25 protein-coding genes are annotated in these 24354 nt (G+C 47.1%); 7 read left to right on the plus strand and 18 right to left on the minus strand.

What is annotated here, in order from left to right; translation table 11 throughout:
* Nucleotides 1-11: 11 nt before the first annotated feature.
* Together KNP88_RS05630 and KNP88_RS05635 are read right to left on the minus strand one after the other, a co-directional pair.
* Nucleotides 12-1874 carry a polysaccharide biosynthesis protein gene (locus tag KNP88_RS05630; protein ID WP_088837887.1) on the minus strand — a complete coding sequence of 621 codons (1863 nt, stop codon included), beginning with the start codon at nt 1872-1874 and terminating at the stop codon, nt 12-14.
* 21 nt (nt 1875-1895) lie between these two features.
* Complete coding sequence (locus KNP88_RS05635; protein WP_251132218.1) at nt 1896-2537, minus strand: YveK family protein; 642 nt, start codon at nt 2535-2537, stop codon at nt 1896-1898.
* Between the two features lie 334 nt (nt 2538-2871).
* On the opposite strand from KNP88_RS05635, the gene KNP88_RS05640 reads away from it, so the two are divergent.
* Nucleotides 2872-4161 carry an O-antigen ligase family protein gene (locus tag KNP88_RS05640; protein WP_251137134.1) on the plus strand — a complete coding sequence of 430 codons (1290 nt, stop codon included), beginning with the start codon at nt 2872-2874 and terminating at the stop codon, nt 4159-4161.
* A 31-nt stretch (nt 4162-4192) separates the two neighbouring features.
* Nucleotides 4193-4951: a homing endonuclease associated repeat-containing protein gene (locus tag KNP88_RS05645; protein ID WP_029331624.1), complete on the plus strand. Its 759-nt coding sequence runs from the start codon at nt 4193-4195 to the stop codon at nt 4949-4951.
* A 286-nt stretch (nt 4952-5237) separates the two neighbouring features.
* Here the strand turns inward: KNP88_RS05645 and KNP88_RS05650 are convergent, their stop codons facing one another.
* Both KNP88_RS05650 and KNP88_RS05655 read right to left on the minus strand, forming a co-directional pair.
* The gene (locus tag KNP88_RS05650) at nt 5238-6230 is read right to left on the minus strand and encodes an ATP-grasp domain-containing protein (RefSeq protein ID WP_214892738.1); all 993 of its coding nucleotides are present in this window, start codon (nt 6228-6230) and stop codon (nt 5238-5240) included.
* A 94-nt stretch (nt 6231-6324) separates the two neighbouring features.
* Complete coding sequence (locus KNP88_RS05655) at nt 6325-6822, minus strand: VanZ family protein (RefSeq protein ID WP_088837891.1); 498 nt, start codon at nt 6820-6822, stop codon at nt 6325-6327.
* A gap of 352 nt (nt 6823-7174) precedes the next feature.
* Here KNP88_RS05655 and KNP88_RS05660 point away from each other — a divergent pair, with 352 nt between their 5' ends.
* Complete coding sequence (locus KNP88_RS05660) at nt 7175-7594, plus strand: helix-turn-helix domain-containing protein (RefSeq protein WP_214892740.1); 420 nt, start codon at nt 7175-7177, stop codon at nt 7592-7594.
* 61 nt (nt 7595-7655) lie between these two features.
* Here KNP88_RS05660 and KNP88_RS05665 read toward each other — a convergent pair whose 3' ends face one another.
* The 4 genes from KNP88_RS05665 to KNP88_RS05680 all read right to left on the minus strand — a co-directional run bounded on the left by KNP88_RS05665 (nt 7656) and on the right by KNP88_RS05680 (nt 10350).
* Nucleotides 7656-7973 (minus strand): hypothetical protein, encoded by a 318-nt coding sequence (locus tag KNP88_RS05665; protein WP_214892742.1) that lies wholly within the window; start codon nt 7971-7973, stop codon nt 7656-7658.
* A 196-nt stretch (nt 7974-8169) separates the two neighbouring features.
* Nucleotides 8170-8913, minus strand: coding sequence for a hypothetical protein (locus KNP88_RS05670; protein WP_214892744.1), 744 nt, complete (start codon nt 8911-8913; stop codon nt 8170-8172).
* Nucleotides 8906-10117, minus strand: coding sequence for a hypothetical protein (locus tag KNP88_RS05675; RefSeq protein WP_214892745.1), 1212 nt, complete (start codon nt 10115-10117; stop codon nt 8906-8908). The genes KNP88_RS05670 and KNP88_RS05675 overlap by 8 nt, the downstream gene beginning before the upstream one ends.
* A gap of 86 nt (nt 10118-10203) precedes the next feature.
* Nucleotides 10204-10350 (minus strand): hypothetical protein, encoded by a 147-nt coding sequence (locus tag KNP88_RS05680; RefSeq protein ID WP_157898498.1) that lies wholly within the window; start codon nt 10348-10350, stop codon nt 10204-10206.
* 147 nt (nt 10351-10497) lie between these two features.
* Here KNP88_RS05680 and KNP88_RS05685 point away from each other — a divergent pair, with 147 nt between their 5' ends.
* A complete protein-coding gene (locus KNP88_RS05685) occupies nt 10498-11385 on the plus strand; it encodes a helix-turn-helix domain-containing protein (protein WP_214892747.1) in 888 nt (295 codons plus the stop codon).
* Here KNP88_RS05685 and KNP88_RS05690 read toward each other — a convergent pair.
* Both KNP88_RS05690 and KNP88_RS05695 read right to left on the minus strand, forming a co-directional pair.
* Nucleotides 11382-11705 (minus strand): hypothetical protein, encoded by a 324-nt coding sequence (locus KNP88_RS05690; RefSeq protein ID WP_214892749.1) that lies wholly within the window; start codon nt 11703-11705, stop codon nt 11382-11384. The two genes, KNP88_RS05685 and KNP88_RS05690, sit on opposite strands and share 4 nt — an antisense overlap.
* Nucleotides 11706-12006: 301 nt before the next feature.
* Nucleotides 12007-12180, minus strand: coding sequence for a hypothetical protein (locus KNP88_RS05695; protein WP_167331091.1), 174 nt, complete (start codon nt 12178-12180; stop codon nt 12007-12009).
* Nucleotides 12181-12309: 129 nt separating this feature from the next.
* On the opposite strand from KNP88_RS05695, the gene KNP88_RS05700 reads away from it, so the two are divergent.
* On the plus strand, nt 12310-12891 hold the full coding sequence (locus KNP88_RS05700) for an LOG family protein (RefSeq protein WP_214892751.1): 582 nt from the start codon (nt 12310-12312) through the stop codon (nt 12889-12891).
* 43 nt (nt 12892-12934) lie between these two features.
* Here the strand turns inward: KNP88_RS05700 and galU are convergent, their stop codons facing one another.
* From galU to KNP88_RS05720, 4 genes are all read right to left on the minus strand, one after another.
* A complete protein-coding gene (gene galU / locus KNP88_RS05705) occupies nt 12935-13813 on the minus strand; it encodes a UTP--glucose-1-phosphate uridylyltransferase GalU (RefSeq protein ID WP_088837899.1) in 879 nt (292 codons plus the stop codon).
* Between the two features lie 133 nt (nt 13814-13946).
* The gene (locus KNP88_RS05710) at nt 13947-14900 is read right to left on the minus strand and encodes an ABC transporter ATP-binding protein (RefSeq protein ID WP_159172348.1); all 954 of its coding nucleotides are present in this window, start codon (nt 14898-14900) and stop codon (nt 13947-13949) included.
* A 15-nt stretch (nt 14901-14915) separates the two neighbouring features.
* Nucleotides 14916-15725: an ABC transporter permease gene (locus KNP88_RS05715; RefSeq protein ID WP_088837901.1), complete on the minus strand. Its 810-nt coding sequence runs from the start codon at nt 15723-15725 to the stop codon at nt 14916-14918.
* A 291-nt stretch (nt 15726-16016) separates the two neighbouring features.
* Nucleotides 16017-16172, minus strand: a complete 156-nt coding sequence (locus KNP88_RS05720; RefSeq protein WP_214892753.1) for a hypothetical protein — start codon at nt 16170-16172, stop codon at nt 16017-16019.
* A gap of 372 nt (nt 16173-16544) precedes the next feature.
* Here KNP88_RS05720 and KNP88_RS05725 point away from each other — a divergent pair, with 372 nt between their 5' ends.
* A complete protein-coding gene (locus tag KNP88_RS05725; RefSeq protein WP_214892755.1) occupies nt 16545-18641 on the plus strand; it encodes a 5'-nucleotidase C-terminal domain-containing protein in 2097 nt (698 codons plus the stop codon).
* Between the two features lie 53 nt (nt 18642-18694).
* Here the strand turns inward: KNP88_RS05725 and KNP88_RS05730 are convergent, their stop codons facing one another.
* Complete coding sequence (locus KNP88_RS05730; RefSeq protein WP_251137136.1) at nt 18695-20116, minus strand: ankyrin repeat domain-containing protein; 1422 nt, start codon at nt 20114-20116, stop codon at nt 18695-18697.
* 383 nt (nt 20117-20499) lie between these two features.
* On the opposite strand from KNP88_RS05730, the gene KNP88_RS05735 reads away from it, so the two are divergent.
* Entirely contained in the window at nt 20500-20694 is a 195-nt protein-coding gene (locus KNP88_RS05735) for a hypothetical protein (RefSeq protein ID WP_214846221.1), read from the plus strand.
* Between the two features lie 59 nt (nt 20695-20753).
* On the opposite strand, the gene KNP88_RS05740 is transcribed toward KNP88_RS05735, so the two are convergent.
* From KNP88_RS05740 to KNP88_RS05750, 3 genes are all read right to left on the minus strand, one after another.
* Complete coding sequence (locus KNP88_RS05740) at nt 20754-21266, minus strand: VanZ family protein (protein WP_214846223.1); 513 nt, start codon at nt 21264-21266, stop codon at nt 20754-20756.
* 113 nt (nt 21267-21379) lie between these two features.
* Complete coding sequence (gene desA / locus KNP88_RS05745) at nt 21380-22399, minus strand: Delta(5) desaturase DesA (protein WP_214892757.1); 1020 nt, start codon at nt 22397-22399, stop codon at nt 21380-21382.
* 262 nt (nt 22400-22661) lie between these two features.
* Nucleotides 22662-24191 carry an FAD-dependent oxidoreductase gene (locus KNP88_RS05750; RefSeq protein WP_214892759.1) on the minus strand — a complete coding sequence of 510 codons (1530 nt, stop codon included), beginning with the start codon at nt 24189-24191 and terminating at the stop codon, nt 22662-22664.
* Nucleotides 24192-24354 lie beyond the last annotated feature (163 nt).

Raw genomic sequence — 24354 nt, forward strand, 5'->3', positions numbered from 1 at the left:
TATCTCACCTCTCATTCTCGCGCGATCCGGACGACTTCTGGCATCGCGACCGGGCGGCTGTCATTCGTCGCACCGAGCAGGTACGTCCGAAGCGCCTCTTCATCGTCGAGGCAACGATTGATTTCCCGAAGATACGGTTCGACGGAGCCGAAGGGCCGGGTCTTCCCAACTAGAATTTTCTCGAAAACCCGTTCCTCATGGACTTCTTCTTCTGCGAGTAACTCCTCATAAAGCTTCTCGCCTTTTCGAATGCCGCTGTAGACGATCGGAATCTGTTCTTCCGTAAAACCGCTCAAGTGAATCAAATTTTTTGCAAGCGTCGTGATGTTGACCGGTTTTCCCATGTCAAGGACGAAGACCTCTCCTCCGCTTGCGAGGACGCTTGCTTGGATGACGAGCCGACTCGCTTCCGGAATCGTCATGAAGTACCGCGTCATCGCCGGGTCCGTCACGGTGATCGGTCCGCCTTTTGCGATTTGTTCCTTGAAGAGCGGGATGACGGAACCACGGCTGCCGAGTACGTTTCCGAAACGGACGACGGCGAACGTCGTTTCACTGTTGCGGGCGATTTGCTGGATGACCATCTCGGCAATCCGTTTCGTCGCCCCCATCACGCTCGTCGGATTGACGGCCTTATCAGTCGAGATCATGACGAATCGTTTGACGTGTGCTGCTTCCGCCGCAAGCGCGACGTTGCGTGTCCCGTAAATATTATTTTTGACGGCTTCGCGTGGATTATCTTCCATCAACGGGACGTGCTTATGGGCTGCCGCATGATAGACGAGATCCGGTTCGAACCGTCCCATGACTTCATTCAGTCGTTCTAAATCCTGAACGTCCGCGATAACGGAATGAAGGACCGTACCATCGGTCATACATTCGAGCTCCCGGCGAATCAAGTAGATGCTGTTCTCGCCATGTCCGAGGAGGATGAGTCGGTCGGGCTTAAATTTAATCAACTGACGACAAATCTCTGAGCCAATCGATCCACCGGCTCCAGTCACGAGGACGGTCGCCCCGCTGACGCTTCGTTCGATTTCCGTGATGTCGAGTTCGACCGGTTCACGACCGAGCAAGTCAGCGATCGAGACTTCGCGGATTTGATTGATTGATACTTTTCCTGACGCCAGTTCGACGAGCATCGGTAACGTGTGGGCTTCGACCTTCGTCTGTTTGATGCGATTGAGTAAAGCGACCCGCTCCGTGTAGGATAAGGAAGGAATCGCGAGCACGACCGCTTCGATTTTCTGTTCTTCGATGATGAATTCAAGTTGCTCGATCGTTCCGATGACGGGGACGCCGTGGATGCGCATCCCTTTGAGTTCTGCGAGGTCGTCGAGTAAACCAACGACGTTCAAGATGTGCGCTTTTTTCTGCTTTAACTCTTTCGTAATCATCTGTCCGGAAGCTCCGGCCCCGATGATTAACGTGCGTTTACCGAGCGTCCGGTCCCGTTTCAGTTGAAGCGTCCGTCCGCGAATCGCTAAGCGGACAAATAAGATACCGTTCAGGACAAGTCCCGTTTGCAGGAAGACGGCGCGCTCGACGGCGAAGTCGAACAAGGCATACTCGAGTCCGAGTAAGACAAAGCTGCTGGCGACGACGACAAACAGGAGGACACCTAAATCCCTCAGACTCGCATAACGCCAAACGATTTGATAAAAACGCATCCAGTGGGCGACGAGTGTTAGGGCGACCCATTGAATCAATGCGATTTCAATCGCATTCCGTAAATCGAACTGAACGGTCAGGTGAAGGGGATTGAAGAAGTAGAAGGTGACGACGGTTGCGGCGGCGATAATCAGTGCGTCGACCCCGCGTAAAAGTCCGATTTTCATATGGCGACGATACTGATGCAATGGTGGTGCTTGCATGACTGCTCCTCCTTCCCCGAATCATGAGTGTGGACGGCTGACGGCTTGTGGATAGGATGCATCATCTTTCGTTGATTCAGTTGCTGACTTCTTTCCTAGTACACGGGAATAGACGATTAGTAAGCCGAACATCAACCCGAGTACACCGCCGATCGCCGTGTTCATCAAGATGTTCGGAGACATCGGTTTCGTCGGAATCCGTGCCGTCGAGAAAACTTCCGTACTGCTCGTATCAATCAACTGAGGCAGGTAATCTTGGAACACTTCTGTCATCGTGTTCGCTTGGATGGCAGCTTGTTCAGCTGATCCATCTGTAATCGATAAGGCGATGACTTGAGAATCAAGGTTACTCGACACCGTCAAGCGATCGGTTAAATCGAATAGCCGTTTATCGGTCACACCCATCTTTTGGGCGACTTGATCGACGACTTCCGGACTCCGAAGAATATCTTGATAGGTACTGACGAGTGACGTCGAGGAAGTCGTGTCACTACTCTTTTGCGGTACGACGAGGATGTAAGCTGTTGCTTCATACGTAGGTTTAATGACGTACGTGCTGATCAGGTAACCGGCACCCGCAAACAAGATGGCACAGACGATGAGGATCCACCAGCCCTTTTTCAATGTCATCAAGTGGTCTGCGAATGTTCTTTTTTGATGCATGGTATTCACATGGTTCACCCCTTTCTTACCTTGAACGTCGGAGGGTCATTGGTTATGACTTCACCTTATTTCCAAACGACTACCAAAACAATTAGAGCTTGGTGGAAATGATTAGTTTTTTTTCAGTAGTCGTTGTGCATGCGTATCATTACATCATCGAAAAATATCGTTTCACGAAAAAAAGACGATTCACAGAAAAATAATCGTCGTTTCTTCAAAAACATTCATCTTATCCGCATAAATATCGTTTATTTACGGGTAAATACCAATTTGATGATTAAAAAGTCGCATAATCGGTAATAAGTCCTATATGAAGGGTGGATAGACTTTAGAAATGATGTTAAAATCCGTCAATATACCTGAATCGATTGTCTTATTCATCCTATTGCTATTTGTGACGATTGATTTGTGGACGCGTCCGTTACGCTTTACGGATGAAGTCTTACCGGAGCATTGGAACGTCGTGACCGTCTTTTTATACCCGTTACTCTTTCTCATTTTTTATATCGTGTCCCGTCCGTTATACTTTCCGTTCCGGTCTCGTTCGCATCGACTCATCCTCGTCTTTTTGAGTTATTTGACGTTACACACTGTCTTTTTTTTCTCTCGTCCTGCGACGGATGCACCTTTTTCACTCTTCTTTCTTTTGACGACATGGATGTTTCTGATCATCGTCCTATCACTCTCTTCTCCGCTTTTCACTCACTGGCACCGTTTCTTATTTCTCATTCTCTTTTATCAAGCGCTATTCTTAGCCAGTTACGCCCTGCTCGTCTCGTTTGGACAATCCTACATCCCAATCGATAATTTGCAGTGGTTACGGATTGGTCCGATTGCGCTTCCACAACTCTATGTCGGGGAGCAAGGTAGCTTTCTACGCTTAGCTAGCTTGACGAACAATCCGAACGCATTTGCTGCTTGGCTTGTTCCTGGTGGATTGATTGCTTGGATTGCGGTCCTCCGTTCCATCACGACGAGTGCCTGGCGCCGTCTCTTCTTCTCCAGCGTTTCGCTGGCATTGATATGCGGAGGGCTGTTAACAAGTGCTTCGCAAACGGGCATCTATTCTTTTTTTCTACTCACTTTGTTGACGACCGTTCTATTGTTACCTTCGCGGCGACTACGTCTTCAGGTCAGCGCCTGTTACATCATCGGAATCGCAATTGTGCTTGCTGCCCTGGCGCTAAAGCCGGGACTCCTCCTCCGTTTAGTCAGTTTGAATGGTCGCCTCGATCTTTGGCAGGCGGGACTCGCAGCTTCAGCAGATCGCTTTTGGGTCGGTCATGGTTTTGGCGCCGCAACGACCGGCTTATCTGAGCAATTGGGAGAAGAGACCCTTTACACGTTTCACAGTACGCCGATCGTTTTCCTCTATGAGTTCGGCATCATCGGGTTACTCCTCTACGTGTTATGTTTTAGTTTCATCTTATTTCGTTTAATTCGGAATTATCGTTTTGATGACGTCGAGTCGCTCACACTACTACTGCTCATCTTCTGGTTGTTGTTGCTTCAGTTTACAGAAAGCATCCTGATTCGACCGGGCGGCTTTTATTTCATCTGGCTCAGTCTACTCGCATACGCGACATTCCGTCGCGACACACCAACAGACAGTACCCACACCTAGACGAACACCTACACGAAAGGGGTATGACATCATGAAGAAATGGACAGAACAACAAGTGATCGATAGTTTGGTCGAGGCAAGTCTTGCCTCACCTGCGTTAGACGCTAAAACATATGCCCGCTGGTCCAGTACTAAAGAAGTACCTTCGATCACGACGATCATCAACGTCTTCGGTTCATGGCGCGAAGCATTGCATGCAGCAGGACTTTCATCGATTCGTCCCTACTTTTCCGATGAAGAAATCTTGACGTTCATCAAAGAAGCCTCGAACCGCCTTCATCCGTTTCATAGCAACAGTTATCGTGAATGGGCGAAAGCGAAACAGGGTCCTTCCTTAACGTTAATCAACCTTCGTTTCGGGTCATGGTCACGGGCCCTTGAGGAAGCACATATCGAGATGACACGCTCCGTCTGCATGACGGAAGAACGCATCATCAATGCGCTCCTCGAAGCATCGGACGTCCTCCCGCGTCTGACGACCCAAACCTATTCGATTTGGGCGCAAGAAAATGGGCATCCGACGGTCGCGACGATTGCCCGAAAATACGGCTCGTGGGTCGATGCCCTCGCGTGCCTCGATATCGCGCCTCCCCGCCGGAAATGGGTCGAAGAAGATGTGCTCAACGCCTTAAAACAAGCGCAAGCTGAACTTCCTTCCTTCAGCATCATCCATTACCGGAAGTGGGCTGAAGGAAAATCTGTCCCGAGCACTTCGACGATCAATGCCCTCTTCGGAAGCTGGACGTCCGCTGTTCAATGCCTCAAGCGTTCCCGTGTCTCGCTCTCATAATTCCATTTAAAAACGGGGCTGGATCAAAAGAGATCAAAGCTTTCGTATGTATAACGTAGAGACGTATCAAGACATCAGGAACGAGAAAAAGACAAATCGAAAACGCCGATGGCTCCGTAGAAAAAACGGAAACATCGGCGTTTTATTTTATATGCGGGACGGAACACGCGTTTAAATATCTGCATGAATTTTCTTCCCTACGGCACAGCTCAAAGCTTCGCTTTCAGCATGTTCACGCTTCCATCACTAAGATTTCGGAACGACGTAGGAGCCATCCTCCGTTTTTTTAGTATTTCGTTTGTTCAAACTGTGCCGCCGATACGAGCGTCAGCGTATCGTGCTTCATCATGTAGAGGTTTTCCTGATAGTGACCGATATGCGGTTGATTGACGAGCCCGCATAGATTACGCCAGACTTGAGCGGGGAAGTTGACACCACATGCATAGGCATGGGGATACCCGCCGCCGAAGCGGGGATTGATCTCAGATAAATAGAGCGTTCCGTCGACATCGAAAATATCGAAATCGAGCGGACCGACCAGTCCAGAACCGGCGAGGACGTGCTCGACGAGTTCGAATACAACGGTCCGGAGGACGGAGCGACTTTTATCCGTCTCTCCGGCTCGCATCGCCAATTTTTCTTTGATGAAGATGGACGTGACTTCATGAGACAGTAGATCGACGTAGACATCGACGCCGAGTTCAGGCCCGTCAAGAAATTCCTGCACGATCAAGCCGGGGCTCTGTTCAAATAATCGTTCGACTTCTTCTAATGTCTCGACGCGTCTTACGGCGATACTCGCACTCCCATTGCGTGGCTTGACGAAGACCGGAAAACCAACTTCCTTGAGTGCGACCGCTTCACGAAACGACGTGAGGGCATGATACGTTTTTGCATGCGGGATGCCTTGCAAGGTACAGTGCTCGAACATCGCGTACTTATCAAAACAAAGCAGACACGACGATGGCGGAGAAACGATGACCGTGACACCGATTGCTGCAAACCGTTCCGTCGCTGTCGCGAGCAACTCGAGTTCAGGGTCGATTAACGACAACAGGGCCGTCACCTGCTCGCGTTGACACAGTTCCAATAAATGATCGATGTAATCCGGCTGATCAATCTTCGGGACGATATGGTGATTCGGTGCCATATAGAGTGCCGGTGCAAGTGGATTACAGTCTGCGACGCTGACCGCCCCCTCCTGAAACTCCTGAACGAAGTATTCGACCAGCTTCGCACGACGACCGGCACTCGTAATCAACAGATGAGGTCTCTTCATGTTGTCCGCTCCTTTTTGTATGATGTTCCTAAAGGATTCGCTTTTGCTAGACAAGATTCCTTCTAAAAAAAAACGTTGAACTGCGACAAAAGTCTCAAGACAGTCTAATCAGTTGCTCCGCTCGACGTTTTCTCCGAATGAATCGATACAATACAATACCAATTAACGCACCTGTACCATCTAATAAGACATCCTGAATCAACCCGGTTCGTCCGCCTGTTACAATTTGATGGAATTCATCAAAGACAGCAATCGTGATTGCCAACGTATAGGCGAATAAACCCGCCAATACATAGGGACGCAACAAGCGAACGGTCAAGTCGACCAAGGCAAACCCGAGTACAATGAAAATCGATAAGTGTGCTGCTTTTCGAATAAAGAATTCGACAAAACCGGATGCACCAAGCGCTTCAACACTGACTTCTCCGTGATAATCAAATGAGATGAAGCGAAACGCCTCCACAAAATCCAAATTAAAATAACGGGACAGCCCGGGCTTTAACGATTGTTCTTCATACGGCATCGAACTCGAAATAAATAAAATAATCAGAATAGCCAAGGTGATGTAACCGGACCAAGGGATTTTACGCATATAACTCGTCCTCCTTATTCAACACGCTTCTAGAATACCATGAGTTCTTCTTGAATTTCTCAGTGAATCAATGGAACACATACTGTTTAGACATCCTTTTAGTTACATAATTATGTAATTTGAATTACTAAAAAACTTTTTTTTACATTTGATAGGTTTGCGATATACTAGAAGTGGTTATTTAGTACTATAGCAGTGCTATGAGAAGTAGGAATTGTGATTCACAGATAAACATATATAATTCCTACCCACTTCCTAGCTACTCGTTCGATAAATCGATTACATCCTAAAAAAAGGAGGTGAAGGATGTCCCTCTCCTGACTAACGTCTTGAGCGTCTGACAACCTATAACATGAACCGAGCTCTCGGGAAAAAAATCATGCAACTACGAAAACAGCACAAGTATACACAAAAGTATCTCGCTGAGCGATGCGGTGAATCGACGACCTCGATTTCTGCCTATGAACGCGGGCAACGGATGCCAAGCACACAATCACTTGAACGGCTCGCCATCGCCCTCAACACGACTGTGATTGATTTGATTGATCCAGAACACGTCCAGCATCCGACCCTTAGTGATTTTATGAGCCAATCGCTCGAATCATCGAAACCAATCGACTTTAAGTTTGTCCTCGAAGATATACTCGTCCACCTCACACTCTCGAACGAAGTTTACTTTAACGGTCGGTTACTATCACATGAAGTCCGTGAAGAGATGGCTGCCTCTGTCAATCAAGCTCTACAGCAAGGTCTCGAATCAATCGAAGTCTAAAAAACACGATGAGAAGTAGACAGGAGCCATTCCCGTGCACTTCTCATCGTGTTTTTTTAGTTCAATCCGGCTTGACGATATGATGAATGTACAACGTTCCCTCTTCATATGTGGCTTCTAGCAACCGACTAAAAAAAGAAGACTCTTTACTCTTTTCTGCAAGAAAAACCCGTTCGAACTTTTGGTGGGCTTGTTCAACGAAGCTAAATTTTAGTTCCCGCTCTTTCGATTTAAACGTCAAATATGTGCCGATTTGACCGAATGCATCTGGAACGGTTTGCTCTTCCATGAATTGAAACGTTTCTTCCGGAAATAAGGTAGAGATGAATTCAAAACAGCTGGCTTGCATAGTCCGTGATTGTGCCATTTTTTTATCCATGACGTATTAATCCTCCGAATTTCATGATGGCTGCCCTTAGGTGATGAACTAATTTAAATAATACCCTGACTTTAGACCCATTCAAACTAATATTTAAAATATTTTTTTAATCATTCTTTACTAAAAAGTCTAATCTGTACTTTAATCCTTAAACAAAAACAAGGGAGCAGATTATTAATCTGCCCCCTGTTGAAATTCATCCTAATTTATCAAATTCTAAGATGTGTACGGTTTTCCCTGCATATAGTGTACGTCCTGCATATTTCGACAGTTTCGCGAATTCAAAGAGAGTGGTTGGTTCATAGAGATGCTCGACGGCATAACTGACTTTCTCATCCTGATCAGATTTCAGGTAAAGATTTAGTATCAACCGCTCCCCTTCCACCTTCTGTCCATAGAACAGAGCACAGTCCTTCACACGTTTCGAAGCGATTGGTTGCGTCTGTTGCTTTAAATGCTTGGCATTATGAACATTCACTAACAGTTGACCATCTGTCGTCAGAAGCTGGCGGATGTTTCGGAAAAACAACAGTAATTCGCCGCGTGAATACCGGGCAACCGTCGTCCCAGGCAAAATCAGCTTCTCAAATGCTTCATACCCAACAGCGTCGATTAAATCATAACTAAGACCGTATACCTTATGCATAAACCGTGAAGAAATTCCGTTCAATCGGCTGGCTTCCGGTTCGACGAGATACAAGTCATATCCTTCCTCAGATAACGTGTTGAACAAGCCCGGGTCAAACGTTCCATAAACGAGGACACGGTCATTCCGATTTAAATACCGGCGATAAAATGTCAATTCATCGATTTCTGCCAGTTGCATCGTTTCCTGATGCAGACGCATGAAACGGTTATCTGCGTTGAAATCATCGAGCACGGTCACTCTCGAATAACTTCCTTTTCGTGAAAATGGTCCAAAGAGTGGTACGTCACCCATGATACATCAACTCCTTATAGGCTTGAATGGCTGTTTCATAATCAGAACCGAGGCGTTCCGGCAATACATCGAACCGGTCTTTTTGATCGGCTTCTAAAATCCATAAAAAGACTTCATCTGTTTCAAACAGCTGGTTCGTCGTCAGTTCGAACACGAATGCCCCTTCGCGATTTTGAATGCCAATCATCGTCAAGGGACCGAGCTTTCCGGCCGTCCGAGGTAAATCCAACTGGGTGTATGGAGTGACAAACTGACTTTCGGTCAAGAAGGCCGATGCCAGCTGATACAGTAAAGGATACAACGCGAGTTGAAGGTGCGGCGCGATCGGTGCGAATGTCTCCCGTTGACGATGACGCAACTGGAAAATATCAATCTCTTCAAGCTCGCTCAAGCAGATTTGTTTTCCGTAATCTGCACAGACGCCGTCTTTAAAAATAAATAGCCGATGAGACACGGTCATCCCGGTGAGTGTCGCATAATCGAGAATCCCCATATAGTGTCCCGGGTTCGGTACGCGGCTCGTCGTCTGCCACGTTTCGAAGGCAGCTTCTATTGCCGTTCGACTGACGACGGCAAGGTGTGCCTTGATGTCGAACGACAGGGTATCCGAGAAGGCGACCAAGACCGGAACGCGGCTCATCAGTTCAATGACCGGTAAATCGTGCCGTGTCGGTTGGTCGATGTACAGTAAGCTGTTGATCGTCATCTGATCGAATAGTGCCGGATTGATGGAATTCAGTAGACTCGTCTCTTCTGCGTAAATATGCCGGAGTGGTTGCGGATGACGGGACGTCGCGTCCGGATAGACACCTGTGAATAAAGACATCAAGGCATCTTGTAAGGCAATCGGTTGTGAGTCAGCGAGCGGTTCTTCGAACGGTACCGTGATGCCGTCTAAAAAATACGGATCCCCAAACAAAACGTCCCCCCGGTCATTAATCAAATGAAACTGGACATGCAGCATCCGTTGTTGAAGATAGGCGACGAGTCGCATCGTCCGTTCGCCGGTCCCCCGAAGAATGAACAAATAGTGTTCAAATTCTTGAAAATCCATATAATCCAGTAAATCAAGAAACGTGTGCACATTGTAATCGTAATGATCGAACGAAAAACGATGCGACTGACAAAAAGCGATGAAGTCCGCTGTCGGTTCAAGCTGGTGGAGCCAGCCTTCACTCTCAGCGAGTACAGTAAGTCCAATCATGTTCATTCTCCTTTCATCTGAGTGTGTAAAAAAATGGCTTCAAACCGTAACGAACGGAATGAAGCCACGCCGTTAATGGACGTTTTTTAAGATGTTTTAGTGCGACGTTTCGTCACCGGTTTGACGCGTTCCATCTCCCGACTAGCCAAGGGTGCGACCGTAACCGTAGAAGCGTTTAAACACCAGCCACAAGATGAAATCGTACGTCGCGATTCTTTAAAAATGAGATTCATAGGAAATACCCCTTTCTTCCGTTTAGAATGGATAATCAAAATCGTTGACGAATTATCACAGTAAAAAGTTGGTTTTGTCCGGGCATCACTTCTATAATAAGGAGATAGACACGTAGTCGAATCCACTTGATAGAAAGGACCGAACCCATGGATCAATTCACGTCACCCCAGATTGGCCTCGCCCTTCGCCGTCTTCGCAAGAAGCATAACTTGACGCAGAAGGATCTAGCGAACGGGATTTGTAGCCAAGCGGAGATCAGTAAGATTGAGAGCGGCACACATTCACCGACGGTTGATTTGTTGTTTGCGTTATCTCGGAGATTACAAGTTCCGATAGCCGTTTTTTTAGACCATACAGAGCAGCAAAACTCTCTTCGTCTGTTAGACGAGTACTTGCTTTCAAAATTCAGAAACCAAGAATTTAATAACATTTATCAAGAAAGTAAACATATACTTCTTTCTAGAAAAAATAACGTTGATCTAGAGTCAACTCTACTCTATAAGTACTATCATTACTTATGTGCTTATAGAGTAGATAAAATTGACTATAGAACCTGTATAGTAGAGTTACAAATATTATCTGATAAATACTCGACCATTCATTATTCACCTACTATGTTAATCAGAATAAAGTCAGCTATCGCTAACCTATACTCTGAAAACAAAAGCTATCAACATAGTATTAATGTCTATGAAGAAATTATGAATCTTAATTTTGACAGTGATGACTTATTAATAGATAAAATAAGAATTTCATATAATTTTTCAAAAATATTGTTAGATTTCAAAAGACCTAAACAAGCTTTAAAACTAATAGAGGATGCTATTGACCAAAGTCTAAACTTTAAGGACATGTCATTACTAGGTCAATTATTTTCACAAAAAGGAGCTTGTTTAGAACAGTTAAATTCTGATATACAAACCATATCCGAAACTTATGAAAAAGCTTATTTCTTGTTTGATTTATTGAATATGGACGAATATAAAAAAATTATAAAAACTGCAAAAGCAGAATATATCGTTTCTAAAACTTAAACTCGTTTTACTGAATATTCTAATGGAAGTCCGTTGCCTGCTACGTCACGCTTCACTGAATATTCTAACGGAAGTCCGTTGCCTGCTACGTCACGCTTCACTGAATATTCTAATGGAAGTCCGTTGCCTGCTACGTCACGCTTCACTGAATATTCTAACGGAAGTCCGTTGCCTGCTACGTCACGCTTCACTGAATATTCTAACGGAAGTCCGTTGCCTGCTACGTCAGTTGAATTATGAGTTCCAATCGATCCTAATCCGATTGAAGCAGTTAAAGTAAGTGCGCCAACAACAAGACCTAATTTATTTTTCAAGTTCATGATTAATGACCTCCTAATATTTTTATATGGCTTATTGATATCATCATATAACCTTAGACCCCCTCCAAATATTCGAATACGAATATTATGCGTATTTTGCACATTATTTACACTTCTCATTACTTTAGTCGCGGGTCATACGTCCCGAAAGTTGTGCAATTTTTACATTTAATCCACCTTTGTGTCGGAAATATGTATAAAAATAGATTTTTTAGAATATTCCTTCATACCTATTGTGTTCTTGATCCATCAAAAAAAGCGGTCTCCCTGACTGAAACATCCAGCCAGGGAGATCGCTTGTTCATTTAGAAGATCGACGCAGTGTAATGAAATATCCTACCCCTAACAGCAGAATCACGCCTAATAAAATCGTACTGATTGTCGTCCGTGTCGGTGATTCCGGTATAAAAATGCCGAGCAGTAAATTAATTGCGGCAATGATCAGTACAAGCCAGACAATTGTTTTAGGTCTCATTGTCGTCCCCTCCATTCTAATGGCGTCATCAATGTAAAGTTCCCGCTAAGAAGACGAGGTCGCTTTTCAATTTCCCGCGGCGATATGGTATGTTGAGAAAAGACCAGTCTTGAAGGAGGAACGATTGTCATGAAAAAACTCGCTGTGTTTTGTGGCTCAAAAGATGGAGCATCACCGCTTTTTAAGGAAGCCGCCGCGACGCTCGGCACGGTGCTTGCGAAACAGGATTACGGACTCGTGTATGGTGGTTCGCGTGTCGGAACGATGGGTGCCGTCGCAGATGCCATTTTATCCGCGAACGGACAAGCCATCGGTGTGTTACCACACTTTTTACAGGAAAAAGAAATCGCTCATCCGAACCTGACAGAACTCCACCTCGTCGACTCGATGCATGACCGAAAAGCAAAGATGGCGGAACTTGCGGACGGGTTTATCATCTTACCAGGCGGTCCCGGAACGATGGAAGAATTTTTCGAAGTCTTCACGTGGGCCCAGCTCGGTCTCCATGAAAAACCGTGCGGCATCTTGAACATCGACGGGTACTACGATCCCCTCATCGCGTTGTTCAAGCAGATGGAAACCCAAGGATTCATCATCCCCGAGCATGCAGCGATACTGCTCGTCGAGTCGACACCTGAAGCCTTACTCGAGCGTTTTCGTCAATACGAAGCCCCTCACGTCAAGTCCTACTTGAATACGGATCAAACGTAAACAATCTTAATCACTGTTTAAAAGAGGGGCTCCCCCTCTTTTTTTAAGTTTCCCACTCTGCGACATACTTCTTCAGTAATGCTTTGACATCCTCTTGAATCTCTTCGTCCTTCAACGCGAAGGCAAGCGTCGTCTCGACGTACCCCATCTTTTCGCCGACATCAAACCGTTCTCCTTTGATGTCATACGCATAGACGTCCTCAATTCCATTCAAGCGTTCAATCGCATCCGTCAATTGAATCTCGCCCCCTGAACCCGCCTGTTGCGTCTCCAAGTACGTAAAGATCGCCGGTGTCAAAATGTATCGCCCGATGATCGCCATGTTCGACGGCGCCGTACCTTGCGGCGGTTTTTCGACGAATTGCCGGACGTGGTACCGATTCCCGATTTGTTCAATCGGATCAATGATCCCGTAGCGATGTGTATGCTCCGGTGCGACTTGTTGGACGCCGATGACGGAGGACGCTGTCGTCTCATACTGATCAATCAATTGTTTGAGACCAGGACGTTCTGCGACGATCAAATCATCACCGAGTAAGACGGCGAATGGTTCATTCCCAATGAAATGACGGGCACTCCAAATCGCATGTCCAAGACCTTTAGGTTCCTTTTGCCGGATATAATGGATTTCTGCCATCGTCGTCGAGGCGTCGACTTCTTTCAATAGCTCGAGCTTCCCTTTTTGCCGTAATATGTTTTCGAGTTCCGGTGCATGATCGAAGTGGTCTTCGATTGCCCGTTTGTTTCGTCCCGAGACGATGATGATTTGTTCGATTCCTGAAGCAACGGCCTCCTCGACGATGTACTGAATCGTCGGCTTCGTCAAAATCGGAAGCATTTCTTTTGGCATCGCTTTCGTCGCCGGCAGGAAACGTGTTCCGAGTCCCGCTGCCGGAATGATGGCTTTTCGAATCTTCTGCATCCCGCGCCCTCCCTTATGCTGAATCGTCTTACGCTGTACTGTCCGTTGTACTACTTCTTTTTTTGATTCGCGTTTCCCTGTTTCCTCGTCAAAAAAGACCAGTGACACAAAACGTATCACTGGTCGTCGGTGTTTAAAATAGGTTGGCGATTGCGTCAGTCAGTGATGCAAATGATGGCGTTTCATCGATGACCATCACACTCCCGGCTGCGAGTACGAGCAGCCCGAGTCCGGACAAAATCCAGCCTGGATGTTTGACCGTATCTTCAGCATCGACGTTCTGCTTACGCGGTGTCGCGTTTTCTGCTTGTTCCTTTAAGCGATCTTTGCGGTACTGGTGTTGCTCGTCTTTCGACAGTTTCTTGTATGACGTCAAAAACTGCTTATACTGTGGCACGACTTCTTTCGTCGTCCCGTCGAGTTTGACTTGACCGTACTCGAGCCAGATGACGCGTTCACAGAAGTTGCGAATCTGTGACAATGAGTGGCTGACGAAGATGATTGTTTTGCCTTCGTCCTTGAATTCATTCATCTTATCGATACACCGGTTATAGAACGTTTGGTCCCCGACCGATAACGCTTCATCGACGATCAAGATATCGGCATCGACGTTGACGGCGATCGCGAAGCCGAGACGCGACTTCATCCCGCTCGAATATTTTTTAATCGGTTGGTCGATGAAGTCCCCGATGTCCGCAAAATCGATGATGCCGGGCATCCGGCGGTCGATTTCCGCGTCGTCCATCCCGAGCATCAAACATTTGAGCCGGATGTTCTCACGCCCCGTCAAGACACTCTTCAGTCCTTGCGAGACAGCGATGATCGCGACTTCACCATTGATTTCGACGTCACCTTCGTTCGCATAGATGATACCGGAGATTAAGTTCGATAGCGTCGACTTACCGGAACCATTGATGCCGACGAGACCGACGACTTCTCCTGATCCGATGTCGAGCGTGACGTCACGGAGTGCCGTGAACGTCTTCACGCTCTTGCTTTTACTTTTGAATAACAACTTAAATTTTTCTTTCGTCGTCGTAACCATGTCAAACCGTTTCGTGACATGTTCGAGTTTTATCATAGACATAGCGATTTCCTTCCCTTAAACAAGCTCGGTGAATGATTTACGGAACTTAATGTGTAAGTAAGTTCCGGCTGTGAACAATAGAAGCGTCACGCTCCAGAAGTAAAGTCCCGTCGGCCATTCCTGCCAGACCCAGGCGCCGCCCAGTAAACTCGACCGGTAGCCTTCGACTAGGTAGAAGACCGGGTTGAGACGAAGCAGACCATGTAAGACGTCCGGGAATCGTTCAATGTTCCACAGAATCGGTGTTAAATAAAAGAGCATCCGCATCATCGATTGTAAAAAGAGTTGAATGTCTTTGACGAGCGTAATCAATGTCGAGAAACAAAGTGAGAACGCATAAACGAAGATGTACGTCGCCGCCATGTAGTACGGCAACTGGAGCAGCTTCCACGTCATCGGGATTCCGTTAAGCAAGATGACGACGAAGACAATCAATAACATCGCGAAATGCTGGTACATCCGCGACAAGATGACATACGACGGAATCGCACTCATCGGGAAACGCATCTTCGTCACCATCGCGAGCCGGTTGTTGATCGAGTTCGAACCCCGGAGTAACGCGTCATTGATGAAGAACCAGACGACGATCCCGCAAAGAAGCCAGACAATGAACGGCGTGTCGCCATCAACGTTCTTGTTGCCTTTCAGACCGACACCAAACACGAACCAGTAAATAAAGATTTGTAATCCGGGATTGAGCAGCTCCCACAACAGACCGAGCCGTTGCTCCGCGTGCGCCGATTTGATTTCGTACCGTGCCAGGCGCCGAATCAGTGGAAAATTCTCCACTTGTTCGCGGATGATGTTTTTCATTTCTTTCAACATAAGTTAAGTTCCTTCCGATCCGTAGAGGTACATGTATTTTAGTTCAGTTACTTCCAGTCAAAAATGACGGATTCGATTCGCGATCGTTTCAAACGAATGCGATCCGTTAGCAGTGCCTCTCGCCTGCCCGATTCGATTATTCCCCCTCTCTGCTTGAACAAATCTTTCATATTAAAAGTCGTCGATAACGACCATACACTTAGTCAATTCTAGCCATCGTTAAAAATCGTGTCAATGTATTGAGGAAACCGACACTAAACTGTAGCTTTCTAAACAACAAAAAAACTGCCCTCATCGATGCCCTGGGACACGTAACGGAGACAGCTCAAAATCAATTACATTCATACTACCGATCGTCGTCGGAGGTGAAGATAATCCCCATCCGAGTAAGGCAATCATCAAACAGAGGATCAAAACGACTAAACTTCCTCGAATCGCTTCATTCATTTTTAGTTGATCACCCTTTCACACGTTAGTCCATTACCTTACATGATACTAAAGACACCCACTAAAAACTAGACACAAATTATCAAAAAATGGGAATGCGCCATAAACTTCTCGCAGTTTTTTATTCCCTTTTGAATCAATTGGACATATAATGAAAGCGTTATCATTTATTTTTCAGTCAATTTTCAGTGTCTGCAGTCTAACAAGTAAACCTCTCCAATGGGTTGTCCCATCGTCTGACCTAAGAATTTACGAATTTTTCAAAACATTTACGACAAAACGTTTTACAAAACACTTATAGTAGAAGAAGAGGTCAACGATCGCATTTTGACCTTGCATTCATACACCCACTTTGAAGGAGGATTTCTACGTATGTACAAATCAAAACCGCTTTACGCGGCAGCCGTTGCTGTCGCCTTGACGACATCGGCAATCGTGCCGGTTGCGCAAACAACTGTCTCTGCTGCAACGCATGTTAAAGTCAAAACGGTCAAACTCAAGTCACTCGTCTTCACGAAAGGTGCCCCGGTCAAATTACCCGCTACATACAAGGGCAACAAAATCACGTGGAAAAAGTATGACACACACATCTTCAATCGTTATCAAACCGTCAAAGGTACGTACGGTAAGAAAAAATCACCAATCGAAGTGAAAATCCACGTCCAAAACTACGCCGTCAAGTTCGTCGATCATGTGAAAGAACAGACGATCTATGTCGGTGAAAAACCGGTTCTTCCGAAAAAACTGGCTGTCCTTTATGCAACAGGTCGCGTTTACGACAAACCGGTCCACTGGACGAAAGTGGATACTGATGAGTCAGGTGTTAAATATGCGGTCGCAACATACAAACGTCTTGGTAAAACGATTACGCTTAAAGCAAAAATCAATGTCCTCGACATGAATAAGGACGATTTCTCAATCGGCTTACTCCACACGAACGATACTCACGCAAATCTCGACAAAGCAGCGAAACGTTCGACTGTCATCAAGGAACTTCGTGCAAGCTACAAAGCAGACGGTAAACCATCACTCTTACTTGACGCAGGAGATGTCTTCTCAGGCTCGCTCTACTTCAATAAATTCCGTGGTCAAGCTGACCTCGAATTGATGAACTATATGAAATACGACTTGATGACGTTCGGTAACCATGAGTTCGATCTCGGAGATCAAGACAACCACCAAGCACTGAAAGATTTCGTCACGAACGCGAAGTTCCCGTTCATCTCGGCGAACGTCGATTTCAGCAAAAACGAACTGCTTGCCGGACTTCAATCGAAGACGATCACAACAAGTCCTGCTAAAGGACATATCTACCAAGGCGTGATTAAAGAATACAAAGGACAAAAAATCGGTTTCTTCGGCTTAACGACAGAAGAAACAGCTGAAATCTCAAGCCCGGGTACGGTCGCTTTCGCGAACTACATCGCGAGTGCACAAGCCGCCGTCAAAAAATTCGAAGACCGTGGCGTCAATAAAATCGTCGCGTTGACACATATCGGTTTCGATGACAACGAAGCGGTCGATAACGACCAGTTGCTCGCGCGTAACGTTGACGGCATCGACGTCATCGTCGGAGGACACTCGCATACGAAACTTGAAGCGCCAGTCGTCGTCGACGGAAAAGACGTTCCAGGTAAAACAGAACCGACAATCATCGCACAAGCGTATCAATACGGTGATTTCCTCGGAAATCTCGATTTGACGTTCGACTACAAAGGGAAATTAACAGAGTACAGTGGTTCGCTGATCGACGTCTCTAAAGCAGCAGAAGACGCGAAAGCTGCCGAAATCCTCAAACCATATGCGGATCAAATCGCTGAACTGAAAAACGAAGAAGTCGGGGCGAACATCGTCAACGAACTCGTCAACCCGCGTGGCGAAGTCAGTGTCCGTAACAGCGAAACGGCACTCGGTAACTTGATCACAGACGGCATGCTCAAAAAAGCCAAAGAATACAACAAAGATGCTGTCATCGCGATGCAAAACGGTGGTGGTATCCGGGCAGCGATCAATGCCGGACCACTCACAGTCGGTGAAGTCTTAACGACGCTCCCGTTCGGTAACACACTCGCGACTGCGAAAATGACAGGCGCAGAAATCAAGGACCTCCTTGAAATCAGCGTCGGCGTCGCTCCAGTCGAAAACGGTGGATTCCTCCATGTATCGGGTATGAAATTCGAATACAACAGCAAAAATGTTAAGGGTGAACGTGTCACGAAGATGGAGATCGACAACAACGGGACACTTGAAGCAATCGATCCTGCGAAGACGTACGTCATCGCGACGAACGCTTTCACTGCGAAGGGCGGCGACGGTCTCACACCATTCGCAACTGCTTATGCAGATGGACGCGTCACGGATCTCGGTCTCTTGGATTGGGAGAACCTCCGCGACTTCACAGCATCACTTAAAGAAGTCGATTACAAAATTGAAGGACGCATCGTCGATACAGCAACGATGCTCAAATAAGAGATAAGACACAACGAAAAGACGCTTTCCCTTTACCGGGAGAGCGTCTTTTTTCATAACGTTTGCGGTACATTTTGTTTCAGTAAAAGAATGATGTCGTCGAGTTCATATTCTTCCGCAAGCATTAACGGTGTATAGCCGTCCTCGTTCTTAATCGTCGGGTCGGCCCCTTTCTCAAGCAACAGCTTGACCGTCTGCTTGCCTTCACCTTCAACGGCATGGTGGAGCGGCGTATAGCCGTCCTCATCTTGCTGATCAATTTTCTCACCTTGCTTCAAGTACAAGGCGACGAGTTCCTGATTGTTACTGTAGACGGCCGTGATGAATGGTCGCTCCCCGAAGTCGTTGATCGCATCGACGTCGCTGCCGGCTTTAATCAAGGCGTCAAACACACCTTCAAGCCCCTTACTCGACTTTCGGTATCCGAGGTAATGCAGGGCCGTATCACCGTCAGCATCGACGGCCTGCATATCACTCGTCGGTAACAGCTGTTCGATTTCCTCGAGCGTCCCCTTTTGAATCGCCGCCATCAGTTCCGTTTCACCTAAGTCCTGCTCGATTCCGGCTTCTTGTTCGACGAATGTCGTCAAGTCAGCAAACAGTTGCGGGACTTGTCGACCGACGACAGCAAGCCCGAAGAGCGCGACCAGCGTTCCGCTCATGACGAGCCCTCGGACGACCCAACGCATCGTCTGCCGATGTGCAGCATCGATTCCGGTCGCTTGTAGACGCCGTAAGACGTCCGGTTGCTTCCGAAACAGTTGTGCGATTTCTGTCGCGAGTGATGCCCTTGCTTGTTTTTCTGTTATGTAGACGTTCATATCAAGATTTTCCACCATCGTCCGACCGACCGTCGAACTGATGATGCCACGTACGGCAACGTCACGCGGGACCCGCCGAAGCGCCATCCGGTCGACCGTTTCCTCACAGGCACGTACATAGGCCGCGCGTAAAAAGGGCACCCAGCCTCCGAGCAGGAGGACAAGACGTTTTTCAAGATGATTCCGTTTGACGTGCGCGAGTTCTCGGATGATCAAAAATTCACCGGTATCGTCAAGCGACTGGTACGATGCCGGAAGCAACAGCGTATACTTTTGCAAAAAATAGACGATTCGTGGTGTCGTCAGCTGTGGATGGTCGATCAAATAGGTCTCCGGCATCCGCCAAAGTCCGAGTTCTTTCGCCTGATGCGCGACTCGGGATTGAAGATCGTAAAACAAGACGTCACTCACACGAACTTGTTCACTCCGTAACGCCGTCAGCTGGATCCACTTTCTCATCACGACCAGTCCGAGTACTACAACCACTCCACTTACTATCATCAGTCCAACCATCGGAAATTCGATGACGAGAACGAGTATGCCGCATGCCGTCACGATTGACGTCAGGAGCAGCAACCAAAAATACACATGCTCGCGTCTTACAACCGGTTCCTTTTGACGGGTTGATTGATTCGTTTCATTGATATCGTGCATGGTCAGTCTTCGACCCCTTTCTTCACGAATGGCCTCTTCACCACTCTTCCCTATCATACCGATAATCCCAAACGGATTCCAAGTTAATTATTGTTAATCCTTAAACAAACTATCTAAATATATCTTCCACTTAGATTATGAAACTTTCTGAATGAGTCAAATGATTCAGGATTTCATTTCAAAAAAGATTCAAAAATAATAATTTTTAGAACAACCTCGCATTCCATCACGCTTTATCGTCATTCTAATCAAAAAAATCAATAAACCATTCGACCCATATACTATTTATTACAGGGTGAGACGAAAGTCTCTCTTTTATATTGCCATTCTTTTGTAAATACCATATAATAACTACTATAATGAAGAATATGGGAGCGAATGTCATGGGATTACTGAATCTGTTCAACAAAGAATATACCATCCAATACCATGTCATCGAACGCGAAGAAATCGTCGATACCGATCGCCTAATCATCCGCGCGAGTGATCACACGACCGCCCGCAAAAAAGCAGACAACATGCTTCGAAAAGAGTACGGCCGGACACAATACAAAATCGAGTGGGTCCAACGCTTTTAACTGAATCAAAACATCCCCCGTCTTCTCAACTGTTGTTGAGGGAACGGGGGATGTTTTGGTTAGCTCGTTCGTTGATAGTCCGTTTTGACAATCCGGTCCGCCTTCAGGAAAAGTCGAAGTCCCGTGTAAAGCAGGATTCCGACGAACGCCCCGCTCCCGTCAATTAAAACGTCACCGACGAGCGGCGTCCGTCCACCGGTCAAGAGTTGATGGAACTCATCGAGCACGCCGACGGTCATTGCTGTCGTAAAAGCAAAAAAGGCAGCGGGGACCGGGCGATAACGTCGCATCCGCAACAAGTGGACCAGACTGACACCGAGGACGAAAAACAGACCCGCGTGCATCCCTTTGCGGATGAAGAACTCGACGAATGCGGCCGGTCCGAGTGCTGCGACACTGATCGGGACTTCATAATGAAACGAGACGAACGAAAACGCATCGACCCAGCCGAGCGGGACATGGTTCGTCAAAAATGGAATCAAGGATTGTTGTTCATAGGTCATCGAGCTAAAACCAAACAATGCTAACAGGATGGCGCCTCCTGTGACATAGGCAATCGGTATCCGGCGCATGTAGCATCCCTCCTTCTACTATCGGAATAGCTTACCATGAAAAACGACTCGGAACCTACGCCTAAAGACGGAGACAAAAAAGTGCTCACCCGTTTAACAGGTGAGCACTTTGCTTAGGATATAGATGTTTTCGGTTCACGCAACAGATGTTTGACTTCGCGGAACGTCACGAACGTTTTATTTTTAGCATCATATAGTTTATAACGAAGCGACTTAAGACTCGAGAACAAGCCGATCGTCGTTGCTTTTTGAAGGGGGGGTGTCGCCGTGTGGGCTTTTTCGAGATGATAGTTCGGCACACGCGGACTTAAGTGGTGGACGTGGTGGAAGCCGATGTTTCCTGTCACCCACTGTAAGACTTTCGGCAACTCGTAGTACGAGCTTCCTTCGATCGCCGCTTTGACGTAGTCCCATTCGCTTTCATCCTCGAAATACGAGTCTTCGAACGTATGCTGGACGTAGAACAACCAAATCCCGAGCACGCCCGCTGTGAACATCGTTGTTCCTTGAATGATCAAGAAGGCCTGCCAACCGACGACATAAATCATGACGGCATATAAGACGACGAGTGACGCATTGATGACGTGTGTGTTGATGCGTTCTTTTTTCCGTGCGTCCTTGCGATTGAAGCGGCTGACGACGAGAATCAACAACAATGGTCCGAGACCGAACATGACGAGCGGGTTCCGGTAGAGACGATACTTCAACCGTGTCCATTTCGATGCTTCGACATACTCTTCGATCGTCATGACCCAAATGTCACCGACGCCACGTTTATCGAGGTTACCACTCGACGCATGGTGGATTGAATGCTCGCGTTTCCATTTTTCATATGGGAACAACGTCAAGATTCCTGTGATCGTCCCGACGATCGCATTTGCTTTCTTGTTTTTGAAGAATGACCCGTGCGTACAGTCATGGAAGATGATAAATGTCCGGACGACGAACCCGGCTGCGATGATCGCAAGCGGAACCGCAAGCCAGACTGAGATTTTGAGTGCTTGGTAGGCGAGAAACCAAGCGACGAGCAACGGCAGGATCGTGTTGATCATCTGCCTGACACTCGCTTTGATGTCTGCCTTTTCAAACGGCGAGACATGTTTACGAAGCTGGGCGATTTTTTCTTTACTCATGTGTTGCTTCCTCCTCGAATTCGGTTACAGCGTTCACGACGCTAATGAAATGATGTGCTTGAATGAAACCAGGAAACGGCGTTCGTGACGGTGAATTCGTAACATACACATGATACTCGACCCGACCGATATAGTTATACGCTTAAATATTTTTTATACCAGGTAATTATAGCACATGTTATAAAAAATAAAGCAGGAATTCTCGAATTGATGAAGATACGACCAAAAAGCCCACGACGCATCGTGAGCCTTGTGGCTGTCGTTACATTCTTTTCAGCGGCTTAACGGCTGGCCCTTCGAGCACATTTCCTTCGTAATCGAACCGCGAGCCATGACACGGACAATCCCATGACCGTTCCCCGTCGTTCCACTTGACGTCGCAACCGAGATGCGTACAGGTCGTCTTGACGAGATGCAGTTCACCCGTCTCGTCCCGGTACCCGCCGACCGTCTTCCCTTCGTGGCGGACAAGTCCACCTTCGTCGCGTGCTAACGCTTCCGCCTCTTTCTCGCCACGTGCGACTTTCCCTTTGACGAGTTCGAGCGCGACATCGGCATTGTTTTTGACGAACTGTTTCGCATCCTGCTTGCTCAACTTCGACCGGTTCGGATCGAACAAGGACCGGTAGCGGTTTGATTTCCCGGTCAATAGATCGGCTAAGAGACGACCTGCCGCGATCCCGTTCGTCATTCCCCACTTGGCGAATCCTGTTGCGACGAACAGGTTCGAATCGTCACTCGTCATTTGACCGACATATGGGACTTTATCGAGCGAAATCAAATCTTGCGCCGACCAAAACTGTTCGATTGCTTCAACCCCGAACTCGATTTCCGCGAACTGCGCCAACGTTTGATAATTGGCTTTCGTATGCGTCTCGTGTCCCGACAAATGGTTTTCACCACCGAAGAAACCGAGCGTTCGTCCATCTGCCGTCTTTGCATGCCGGAGTGAGCGACTCGGTTGATCGGCACTCATGAACATACCGTCCGGAAACGTTGCATCGACGAAGCCGGAGACGATATACGACCGGTGGACTTCGAGTTTTGAAAAATAGAGCCCTTTTAAATCATTGAACGGGAAATGCGAGGCGACGATGACCTTTTTCGCTTCGATTTTACGTCCGTTCTCAACGACGACGGTCGGCGTCCGCTTTGTCTCGACCGACACGGCTCGTGTCTGTTCATATAACTTACCGCCATTTGCCGTGAAGTACCGGGCGAGTCCTTGTAAGTACTTGACGGGATGGAACTGGGCTTGATGACGTAAGACGATTGCTTTTTCAACCGGATAGGGCAACTTCGCTTGCACTTCCGCCGTCGCCTCTCCCCCGTCCATTCCGAGTCGGGCATAGGCTTCGATTTCTTTTTCGAGTTGACTGGCCTTTTCTTTTGAGGACGCGACGTACAGGTACGCATCCTGCGTCTCAAGCTCGCAGTCGATGCCGAGTCGTTCGACCTGCTCACGTAAAAACTCAATCGCCTCTTCATTCGCCTGAAAATAGAGGCGCGCTTTCTCTTGGCCGATTGTCTGAATCAATTGATCATAAATCAAACCGTGTTGCGATGAGACTTTTGCCGTCGTATACCCGGTCGTCCCGCTCGCGACTTGATCCGCTTCAAGCAGTGTCACGGCATATCCGGAATCAATCAACTGGACCGCTGCGACGAGTCCTGCAATGCCGGCACCGATGATGACGATGTCCGTTGTACTGTCTGTTTCTAATTTCGGATACGTTTCATGTTCAATCGAAGTACGCCAGTATGATGTTGGAAATCCGTCAAGTCGCTTCATTTTTTCCGCCTCCATGTTTTTTTAGTTTCCTTAAGAGATGGTTATGTTTTACCCTCGTTCTGAAACAACCATTCATAAATTACGATTTTTCCCATTTTGATAATCCTGTTATTAGTCAGTAGGTTGTTAGTTGCTCACCATAAGTCACTTCGAATAAAGATGA

The sequence above is a fragment of the Exiguobacterium sp. H66 genome (assembly GCF_018618705.1).
Taxonomy (GTDB): domain Bacteria; phylum Bacillota; class Bacilli; order Exiguobacteriales; family Exiguobacteriaceae; genus Exiguobacterium_A; species Exiguobacterium_A oxidotolerans.